Here is a 2,536-nt window from a genome sequence, read left to right as displayed (position 1 = left end):
GTCAATGGCCGGTTTGATGTCCCCGTTTTTGGCCAGGTGAAAGTCCCCGCTCCTTGCGGGTGATGCGGATGGGTCAGGGGCGGTCACCTCGGCTCTGGTGGGCTTCGCGCATGCGGTAGGACTCGCCGTCGGTGATGACGACGGTGGCGTGGTGCAGGAGCCTGTCGAGGATGCTGACAGCGGTGGTGTGCTCGGGCAGGAACCGACCCCACTGCTCGAACGGCCAGTGTGAGGCGATGGCGAGGGATCGTCGTTCGTAGGCGCCGGCGACGAGCCGGAACAGCAGTTGGGTGCCGGTGTCGTCGAGGGGCGCGAAGCCGACCTCGTCGACGATGATCAGGTCGGCCCGCAGGAGGGTGTCGATGACCCTGCCGACGGTGTTGTCGGCGAGGCCTCGGTAGAGGGTCTCGACGAGGTCGGCTGCGGTGAAGTAGCGCACCTTGTGGCCGGCGTGGACCGCGGCGATTCCCAACCCGATCAGGGTGTGCGACTTCCCGGTCCCGGGCGGGCCGACGACCGCGAGATTGGCTCGGGCGCGGACCCATTCGAGGCTGGCGAGATAATCGAACGTCGCCGGCGGGATCGACGAGGCGTTGATGTCGAAACTGTCGAGGGTTTTGGCGACGGGGAACGCGGCGATCTTGAGCCTGCTCGCAGTGTTGGAGGCGTCGCGGGCGGCGATCTCCGCCTCGACGAGGGTCCGCAGCACCTCTTCGGGGGTCCAGCGTTGGGTCTTCGCGGTGAGCAGCACCTCCGGGGCGGTGCGGCGGATCGCAGCGAGTTTCAGACGCCGCAACCCGCGGTCGAGATCTGCTGGAAGTTCCGGAACAGACTGCGGTGCAACCAAATGTGGGGGCGTCGTTGGTGTGGTGGTCATGACGTGGCCCCGGGTCGGTCGGTGCGGGCCGGGACCGCGTACGCGTCGAGAGACCGGGTCGGGGCGGTCGGCAGGTCGATCACCAACGCGTCGCCGGCCGGGGTGGGCCGCGGGGCGCCCATCCCGGCGGCGAGAATCGAGCGGATGTCGGCGGCGCGGAACCGCTGGAACGCGACCGCTCGGGTCAACGCCGCGACCAGTGCGTCGGTGCCGTGGGCGGCGCCCAGTGCGAGGAGCACCTCGAGTTCGGAGCCGAGGCGGGTGTTTCCGGCGGCGGCGGACCCGACGAGGAACGACTCGGCCGCAGGGCCGAGTTCGCAGAACTGTTGTTCCACTGTTGTTTTCGGTCTTGGTCCACGACTGGGTGCTGGTCTGGGTCCGTCGTAGTGGTCGTCGTGGACCGACGCGGTGCCCGGTGCGGTGAGTGCGTGGTCGGCGACGACTTCCCCGCTCGACGGTTCGACGATCAGCAGGCGGCCCCCGTCCTGGGCGAGGGTGACGGTGGTGCCGATCAGGCGGGTGGGCACCGAGTAGCGGGCGGAGCCGAACCGGACGCAGGACAGGCGGTCGACCTTGCGGGTCACCGGCGGCGGCCCGATCTGCAACCGCAGCGACGGCAACGGTCCGAGCACTGCCCGCTCCTCGACGATCCGCTGGTCGGGGATGGCGCAGATCTCCGAATGGGGGGCGGCGTTGACCTCGAGACACCACGCCCTGGCGGCAGTGTTCGCGGCGTGCACGTCCACCGGCCTGCCGGCGAGGTTCACCTCGGTGAGCAGAGGAATGACCAGGTCACGTTGGGCGTACCCGACGAGGTTCTCCACGATTCCCTTCGACTGCGGGTCGTTCGCGTGGCAGAAGTCCGGCCGGAAGCCGTAGTGGGTGGCCAGGCGCACGTAATCCGGGGTCGGCACGACCACGTTCGCGACGACGCCGCCCTTGAGGCAGGCCATCCGGTCGGCGAGAACCTTGATCGGGACCCCGCCGATCGCGGCCAATGCTTCGGCGATCAAGGCCAGCGTGGTGGTGGCGCGTTCGTTGGTGGCGAAGGCGACGAACCGCCAGCGGGAGAACGCAAGGACCGCGCAGAACAGGTGCAGGCCGTGACCGACGTCGGCCCAGTCGATGACCAGGTACTCACCCGGCGACCACACTGCCGGGCGTCGGCCGCGGTGATTGTCTTTGCGCCACTTCGTTTTCTCCTCGGCGACCAGGCGCCGGAAGTTGCGGTCCGACCCGTCGTAACCGGCGGCCCGCGCGATCGGGAGCAGCCGTTTCGCGGAGATCCGGCCCTGCGACTTCGCGACACGTTCGGTCACGATGCCGCTCACCGCGTCGTAGTTGTGGGTGCGTTCGACCGGCACAGGTGCGGTCTCACCGGCCTCGAACTTCTCGACGACCCGTTTGACGGTTTTGTGGGTGGTACCGCACAGGTCGGCGGCTCCTCGATACGTTCCGACCTCTCGATACGCGGAAATGATGTCCATACGGTCCCTCGCAGACTTCAATGGAACTCCCTGGGCGGTGTGGTGACTGGTTGGCACCTTCACCGTCACCGCTCAGGCCTCGAGTTCCTGATCGACACGACGAGCAAGGGGTGGGGACTTCTACTTGGCCACCACCGGGGACCTCAACCTGGCCACCAGTGGGGACTTTTCC

Annotated in this window: 2 protein-coding genes; both read right to left on the bottom strand. The window is 68.1% G+C overall.

The genetic code is table 11. From position 1 onward, the window contains the following. Nucleotides 1-73 precede the first annotated feature (73 nt). A complete protein-coding gene (gene istB, locus RZ1_RS29230) occupies nt 74-877 on the bottom strand; it encodes an IS21-like element helper ATPase IstB (protein WP_072816422.1) in 804 nt (267 codons plus the stop codon). Then, nucleotides 874-2,385, bottom strand: coding sequence for an IS21 family transposase (gene istA / locus RZ1_RS29225; protein WP_139282074.1), 1,512 nt, complete (start codon nt 2,383-2,385; stop codon nt 874-876). Before istA ends, istB begins: the two co-directional genes overlap by 4 nt. Nucleotides 2,386-2,536: the final 151 nt, after the last annotated feature.

Source organism: Rhodococcus zopfii NBRC 100606 = JCM 9919 (assembly GCF_001895025.1).
Taxonomy (GTDB): domain Bacteria; phylum Actinomycetota; class Actinomycetes; order Mycobacteriales; family Mycobacteriaceae; genus Rhodococcus; species Rhodococcus zopfii.
Note: the sequence above shows the minus strand (reverse complement) of the source record. Positions and strands in the feature narration are given on the sequence as shown.